General features: G+C 63.6%; 8 protein-coding genes. 5 read left to right on the top strand and 3 right to left on the bottom strand.

The genetic code is table 11. The features are described 5' to 3' along the window. The 4 genes from cbiB to glcF form a co-directional block, all read left to right on the top strand. Positions 1 to 886, top strand: an 886-nt coding sequence (gene cbiB, locus E5W87_RS03640) for an adenosylcobinamide-phosphate synthase CbiB (RefSeq protein ID WP_292394093.1), incomplete at its 5' end; no start/stop codon positions are given. A 311-nt stretch (positions 887 to 1197) separates the two neighbouring features. Beyond that, on the top strand, positions 1198 to 2451 hold the full coding sequence (glcE, locus tag E5W87_RS03635) for a glycolate oxidase subunit GlcE (RefSeq protein ID WP_292394091.1): 1254 nt from the start codon (positions 1198 to 1200) through the stop codon (positions 2449 to 2451). Continuing rightward, positions 2448 to 2849, top strand: coding sequence for a DUF4870 domain-containing protein (locus E5W87_RS03630; RefSeq protein ID WP_292394089.1), 402 nt, complete (start codon positions 2448 to 2450; stop codon positions 2847 to 2849). The genes glcE and E5W87_RS03630 overlap by 4 nt, the downstream gene beginning before the upstream one ends. An 11-nt stretch (positions 2850 to 2860) precedes the next feature. Beyond that, entirely contained in the window at positions 2861 to 4192 is a 1332-nt protein-coding gene (gene glcF, locus E5W87_RS03625; protein WP_292394087.1) for a glycolate oxidase subunit GlcF, read from the top strand. Between the two features lie 18 nt (positions 4193 to 4210). Here the strand turns inward: glcF and E5W87_RS03620 are convergent, their stop codons facing one another. Both E5W87_RS03620 and E5W87_RS03615 read right to left on the bottom strand, forming a co-directional pair. Further along, positions 4211 to 5131, bottom strand: coding sequence for a bifunctional 5,10-methylenetetrahydrofolate dehydrogenase/5,10-methenyltetrahydrofolate cyclohydrolase (locus E5W87_RS03620; protein ID WP_292394085.1), 921 nt, complete (start codon positions 5129 to 5131; stop codon positions 4211 to 4213). A gap of 279 nt (positions 5132 to 5410) precedes the next feature. After that, complete coding sequence (locus E5W87_RS03615) at positions 5411 to 6157, bottom strand: L,D-transpeptidase (protein WP_292394083.1); 747 nt, start codon at positions 6155 to 6157, stop codon at positions 5411 to 5413. Between the two features lie 211 nt (positions 6158 to 6368). Between E5W87_RS03615 and E5W87_RS03610 the strand changes: the two genes are divergently transcribed. Continuing rightward, positions 6369 to 7004, top strand: coding sequence for a DNA-3-methyladenine glycosylase I (locus E5W87_RS03610; RefSeq protein WP_292394081.1), 636 nt, complete (start codon positions 6369 to 6371; stop codon positions 7002 to 7004). Between the two features lie 31 nt (positions 7005 to 7035). On the opposite strand, the gene E5W87_RS03605 is transcribed toward E5W87_RS03610, so the two are convergent. Further along, on the bottom strand, positions 7036 to 7287 hold the full coding sequence (locus E5W87_RS03605) for a hypothetical protein (protein ID WP_292394079.1): 252 nt from the start codon (positions 7285 to 7287) through the stop codon (positions 7036 to 7038). Between the last annotated feature and the right edge of the window lie 89 nt (positions 7288 to 7376).

The following is a 7376-nucleotide window of genomic DNA, read 5'->3' as shown; positions in this document are numbered from 1 at the left end:
TCCCGTCACCTGGTTCGGCAGGCTGATATCCTTTCTCGATCGCAGGCTCAACCGCGATACTGATTCCGACGCCCTGCGTCGCCGGCGCGGTGTTCATGCGCTGCTGATCATCGTGCTGGTGCCGGCCGCCATCGCCTTCGCGGTGGAAACCATGCTTTCGGGCATTCCCGCCGGACTGGTCCTCACGGCAATTCTGGCGACGTCGCTGCTGTCGCAGAAGAGCCTGGCCGAGCATGTCGAGGCGGTGGCCGACGGACTCGACAATGGTGGACTCGACATCGGCCGTGTTGCCGTCTCGCGGATCGTCGGCCGTGATCCGGAAAAGCTCGACAGAGCCGGTGTCTGCCGCGCGGCGATCGAAAGCCTGGCCGAGAATTTTTCCGACGGCGTCGTCGCGCCCGTCTTCTGGATCGGCGTCGGCGGGCTGGCCGGCGGCGTCGCTTACAAGGCCGCCAACACTGCCGATTCGATGATTGGCCACCGCACGCCGCGCCACGAGGCCTTTGGCCGGGCAGCAGCGCGCTTCGACGATCTGATCAACCTGCCGGCGTCGCGGCTTACCGCGCTGCTCATCGTGGGTGCCTCTTTCTTTGTCAAAGGCGCCGATGCCGGCAATGCCTGGCGCACCGTGCAGCGCGACGCGAAAAAGCACCGCTCGCCCAATGCCGGCTGGCCGGAGGCGGCGATGGCCGGTGCGCTCGGCCTGGCACTTGCCGGGCCGCGCTCCTATGGTGGCGTCATGGTCGACGACGCGTTCATGGGCGAAGGCGGCCGCCGTGATGTCGAGAGCGCCGACATCAGGCTGGCGCTGAAACTTTACCGGACGGCCAACTTTCTGCTGATCGCGCTGTTCGGCTTGCTGTCGGTGATTGTCATCGCTGCGTGACGGCGTTTCATCTTGAGGACAGCCGGTCGAGATCGGCTGAAATAGAAACCGCCTCGGGGGCGGTCGCTGGCGCAAATCAGCACCATGGCGCAAATCAGCACCATGAATAAATTCCTAGCATAACTGCCGGCACAAAGCAAGAAGTTATCCTCAAGGCAACCACTTCAGTTGGCACTACCTCCGCCTGGTTCCAGCGTTGGTGGTTGGCGAAAGCCGAAGCGACATCCGATCTCCCCCCTTGCGGGGGAGATGTCCGGCAGGACAGAGGGGGGTGGCAAGGATCGCGGCGTTTTTGCCATCGGCGCAACGTCATGACCATCTTCACCCCGTCTAGCGCTACCGAAGTCCTCTCCACCGTCCAATGGGCCGCGGCGGAAGAATCGCCGTTCGAGATCCTCGGCCACGGCTCCAAGCGCGGCATTGGCCGTCCGCTGCAGACCGAACACACGCTCGACCTGTCAAAACTGTCCGGCGTTACGCTTTACGAGCCGGCCGAACTGGTGCTGTCGGCGAAGGCCGGCACGCCGCTCGCCGAGATCGAAAAATTGCTTGCCGAAAACGGCCAGCAGCTTGCGTTCGAGCCGTTGGACTATGGCCCGCTGCTCGGCGGCGAAAGGGGAAAAGGCACGATCGGTGGCGTGCTGGCCGCGAACCTGTCCGGCCCGCGCCGGCTGAAGGCAGGGGCGGCGCGCGACCACATCCTCGGCATAGCAGCCGTTTCCGGGCGCGGCGAGGCCTTCAAGTCGGGCGGGCGCGTGGTCAAGAACGTCACCGGTTATGACCTGTCCAAGCTCATGGCCAACAGCTGGGGCACGCTTGCCGTCCTCACTGATGTCACCTTCAAGGTGCTGCCCGCCGCCGAGACCGAAGTCACCCTCGCTCTGCGCGGCCTGCTCGACGATCACGCCGCAGCCGCCATGGCGCTGGCGCTCGGCTCCAGCGCGGAAGTGTCGAGCGCTGCCCATCTTCCCGAACGCGTTGCCGCACGGGTCGCCGGTGGCAGTCTCGGCAGCGCTGCGGCGACATTGCTGCGCGTCGAGGGGTTCGGTCCGTCTGTTGCCTACCGCATCGCCGCGCTGAAAGATCTGCTCAGGAATGCCGGCCCGCTCGAGGAAATCTCGGGCGAGATCTCGCATTCCGTCTGGCGCGATATCCGCGATTGTGCGCCTTTCGTCGACGGCCTGGCAAAGCCGGTATGGCGCGTCTCGATGGCGCCGGCGCAAGGCCACCAGATGGTGCTGGCGCTGCGCATGCACGCGGCGGTCGATGCCTTCTATGACTGGCAGGGCGGATTGATCTGGCTGCGCATGGAGCATGGCGATCCCGAAGCCGATCTTCTGCGCGGACTGGTGAGACAGCATGGCGGCCATGCGACACTGGTGCGCGCCGCCCCGTCGCATCGCGCCGCTGTGCCGGTATTCGAGCCGCAGGCGCCGCAACTGGCAGCATTGTCGGCGCGGCTCAAAGCCGAGTTCGATCCTAAGAATATCCTCAATCCCGGCCGTATGGCGCCGGGTGCAGGCTCTGCTACTCTTGGCCCGGCAACCGAGGGAGCAGCATCATGAGCGACATCAATCCAGGCCCGACCGATTCAGGCAAACCCGCGCCGCGCCAGACCGACCGCTGGCTGGAGCCCGGCCCGACCAACGCGCTCGTCATTTACATCCTCTACCTTGCCGGCCTGGTGATCGGCGTCACCGGCCTTGTCGGCATCGTTCTTGCTTATATCAACCGCGGCAAATCGGGCGGCTTCGTCGAGAGCCACTACACATTCCTGATCCGCACCTTCTGGATCGGGCTGCTCTACGCGCTGATCTCGGTTGTGCTGATGATGGTGGCGATAGGCGTCGTGCTGATGTTCGCCGTCGCCGTCTGGTTCATCGCCCGTTGCATTCTCGGCCTGCAGGCGCTGCAGCGCGGCGAGCCGGTCAAAGACCCGGAAAGCTGGTTTCTGGGATCATAGGAAATTTTCTAGTGCAGACAAATTTCTCAGCTGCCCAGCTTGCCGATCCGCATGTTGCGGAATCGGAAAAGATCCTGCGCAAATGCGTGCATTGCGGCTTCTGCACAGCCACCTGCCCGACCTATGTGACATTAGGCAACGAGTTGGATTCGCCGCGTGGGCGGATCTACCTGATCAAGGACATGCTGGAGAACGGTCGCCGCGCCGACAAGGAGATCGTCACCCATATCGACCGTTGCCTGTCCTGTCTCGCCTGCATGACCACCTGTCCGTCGGGCGTCAACTACATGCATCTGGTCGATCATGCCCGCGCCCATATCGAAGAGACCTACAAGCGCCCGCTGCTCGATCGCCTGACACGCGCCATGCTGGCATTCGTCCTGCCTTATCCCTCGCGTTTCCGCGCTGCGCTCAAGCTGGCGAAGCTCGGCCGGCCATTCGCCGGACTGTTCGAAAAGATCCCGGCGCTGAAGCCGCTGGGTGCGATGCTCAAGCTCGCTCCGGTGTCGATTCCCGCGGCCTCGCTAATGGCTTCGCCGGGCATCCATGCGGGGCTGGGCATGAGAAAAATGGGCCGCGTCGCCATTCTCACCGGCTGCGCGCAATCCGTGCTCGATCCCGCCATCAACGACACGACGATCGCGCTGCTGACGCGGCTTGGCGTCGAGGTCGCGGTGCCTGAGGGTGAAGGCTGCTGCGGGGCGCTGGTGCATCACATGGGCCGCGAGGAGGCAGCCCTTGCCTCGGCCAGGCGCAACGTCGACGCCTGGACACGCGCCATCGAGCAAGGCGGATTGGATGCAATCGTCATCACCGCGTCCGGCTGCGGCACCACCATCAAGGATTACGGCTTCATGCTGCGCCTCGATCCGGCCTATGCCGACAAGGCGGCGCGAGTATCGGCGCTGGCCAAGGACGTCACCGAATATCTGGCAAGCCTCGACCTGCCCGAGCCGGTTCACAAGCCGGGCACCGTCGTCGCCTATCACTCGGCCTGCTCGATGCAGCACGGCCAGAAGATCACCCGCCAGCCGAAGGAGCTTCTGGCCAAAGCCGGCTTCGTCGTGCGCGAGCCGCGCGAGGGCCATCTCTGCTGCGGCTCGGCCGGCACCTACAACATCCTGCAGTCCGAGATTTCGGCTCAGCTGCGTGACCGCAAGGTCAGGAATATCGAGGCAACGGGTGCTGAAATCGTCGCCACCGGCAACATCGGCTGCATCACCCAGATCGCTTCTGCGGCGAAGATGCCGGTGGTGCACACGATAAAACTGCTCGACTGGGCTTATGGCGGACCGCAGCCAGAGAGTGTCCCGAAAGACAGGGCAGTCGTGGCAGCGGAGTGACGTGACTCCACACTGCTCTCACTCAGCAGCGAGCTTGTCCACCACACCGTAAGTCGCCTGGTAGCGTGCGCGCTGGCGGCTGAGCGCCACCATCGTATTGCGCAAAAGAATCGCCACGGTGATCGGACCGACGCCGCCCGGCACCGGTGTGATCCATGACGCCACCTCCTTGACGCTCTCGGTATCGACGTCGCCGACGATGCGGCTTTCCCCGTCCGGTCCGATCTCGGCATTGATGCCGATGTCGATGACGGCTGCACCAGGCTTGACCATGTCGGCCTTGATCAGCCGCGGCTTGCCGACGGCGACGAACAGCGCGTCGGCTCGGCGGGCGTGCGCTGCCACCGAGCGCGTCATGTGGTGGCAGACCGTCACTGTCGCGCCCTCGCTCATCAGCAGGAAAGCGATCGGCTTGCCGACGATCTCGGAATGGCCAACGATGACGACCTCAAGTCCCTTGAGATCAAGCCCAGTTTCCTTGAGCAGCTCGACCGAAGCGGCGGCCGTGCACGGCGCGAGGTCTAGCTGGTTGTAGACGATGTTGCCGATCGAAGCCGGGTGCATGCCCTCGACGTCCTTGAGCGGATGCACCGCCGCCTGCAGCGTCTTGATCGGGATGTGCGCCGGCACCGGTCGCTGGATGATGATGCCGGTGACGCGCGGATCGGCATTAAGGCCGTGGATCGCCGCTTCCAGTTCGCCGGCGGTGATGTCGGCGGGAAAGCGTCTTTCCTCGAAGCCGATACCGGCCAATGCCGCCTTGGCGCGCTGATTGCGCACATAGACATCCACCGCTGCTGTGTCGCCGACGGTGATCGATATCAGTTTGGGCGGAAAACCTTCGGCGGTGGCGATCGCTGCATCCTCACGCACGGAGGCGATGATGCGTTGGGCGACTGGGCCGCCCCTGAGGTAGCGGCTGTCATCGGACAGGGACATGGATGGACCTTCTGTCTGGAAGTGTTGCTGCCGACATAGCAAAATTCTTTGGAAAATGGCAGCACGAAAGCGAACTGCTATGCCTGTCGCGCGACGTCTCGGCGCGAAGATATGCGCACCAAGCGACGTCAGGAGAAACAGAAAGGGCAGCACGGCTTGCCGCGCTGCCCTTCCCGTGACTGGCCGCATCCCCACACGACCCGTCCCCCGTTGTTCTTTCAGCTGACCTCAAAAAGCCAAAGCTAATGTCTTTCTAGCCGAGATGATTCGTGACGGCAACTATATCACCACAACCGTCGTGCCAACATTGACCCGTTCATAGAGATCTACGACATCTTCGTTGCGCATGCGGATGCAGCCCGACGACACCGCGCCGCCGATCGTCCAAGGCTGGTTGGTGCCGTGGATGCGGTAGAGCGTCGAGCCGAGATAAAGCGCGCGTGCGCCGAGCGGATTCTCGACGCCACCGGCGACATAGGTCGGCAGATAACGGCCCTTGGCGGCCTCGCGCGTGATCATCTCCGCCGGCGGCCGCCATTCGGGCCAGACCTTCTTCTGCGAGATCTTGTGCTTGCCGGCCCATTCGAAGCCCGGCTTGCCGGTGCCGACGCCATAGCGCCGTGCCTTGCCGTTGTTCTCGACCAGATAGAGAAAATTCTCTGTCGTATCGATGACGATCGTGCCCGGTTTGTGCGGACCGTCATAGGCGACTTCCTGCGGCAGGTAGATCGGGTCGATCTGCGGACGCGCGACCATGCGCTTCTTGGACGGCGCCTGCATCGCCGCCGTATGCAGCTGAGCCGGTTGCGCCTGCCGTTGATAACGGCGCGGCGGCTTTTGCATCTCTTGCCGGTTCTGCCGGACGATGCCCGGCGCGTGGCCAAGCTGCAGCACCCAGGGCGCCGAAAGGTCGGGGCTCACCACCACCGGCGGCCTGTCGGCATAACGGTCGCCGGCACTGGAGGATGTAGCGGCAGCGGCCAGTACGGCTGCGGCGCCGAGCAGCGGGAACAAAAATGTCTTCATCGGAACGCACCTTGATCGTCGAACACGCCGGGCGCGAAAGCGTCACCGTTTCGCGGACATTGGGCGCCGAGCGGCAACTGAAACATGAATCGGAATGCGTAAAATGCTCCATTGTCAGTAAACCTTTCGGTGTGGTTACCGGCCGGTTCAGGAATCTGGTAAAGCCGCGGTAAAGGCAGCGCTGAGGCGCATTAACGAATGGAATTCTGCCATGGATGAGAAGACAGGCCTGCTCGCCGGACCCGATGGCATCGCGCGCTGCTTCTGGCACGGCAATCTGCCGGATTATCTGCACTACCATGACCATGAATGGGGCCGGCCGGTCACCGATGACCGCAGGCTGTTCGAAAAGATCTGCCTCGAAGGCTTTCAGTCGGGCCTGTCCTGGCTGACCATACTGCGCAAGCGCGAGAATTTCCGCGAGGCGTTCGCCGGCTTCGATATCGACAAGATCGCCGCCTTCACCGACAACGATGTCGAGCGTCTGCTCGGCAATGCCGGCATCATCCGCCACCGCGGCAAGATCGTCTCGACCATCAACAACGCCAAACGCGCCCATGAATTGGCCGACGAGGCCGGTTCGCTGGCCGCCTGGTTCTGGAAGTTCGAACCCGGCCCGGACGAACGGCCCGAAATCATCGATCTCGCCCATCTGCGCGCCAATCCGACCACGGCGGTCTCTGTGCGGATTTCGAAGGAGCTGAAGAAACGCGGCTGGAGCTTTGTCGGTCCGACCACCGTCTACGCCTTCATGCAGGCCATGGGGCTGGTCAACGACCATCTCGAGGGCTGCGTCTGCCGTGAGCAGGTCGAGGCGGAGCGCAAGGCGTTCAAGCGGCCGAAGTGAGCTTCCTCACCGCCGAAGCGGGTGACAAAACTCAAGCGCCGCTGGCGCCGGCCAGGAAAAGTCCGGCGATGATAGCCGCAAGCGTGGCAAAAGCCGGATAGATCACCAGCAGGCTGGTCACCAGCGCATCGCGCATGGTCGATCCCGTACGCTCGTCCGCGGCAACCTCGAATGGTCCCGCCATTTGGCCTGCCGGTCTCGGTGCATGGCCGTCGGCCGGCCGCAGCCGGGGCAGCTCGCGGGCGCCGCTGTCGATGATGTTGAATTGCCGTGCCGTGGTCATGGCCCGAACCCTTTGTTTCGGCGCGCTTTATCGGCTGCGATTGTGTCGGCACGATGCCGCGCTTATGGCGGAATTGTTTCGTTTTGGCT

The sequence above is a fragment of the Mesorhizobium sp. genome, from assembly GCF_004962925.1.
Classification (GTDB): Bacteria; Pseudomonadota; Alphaproteobacteria; order Rhizobiales; family Rhizobiaceae; genus Mesorhizobium.
This window is presented reverse-complemented; position numbering and strand designations above follow the sequence as displayed.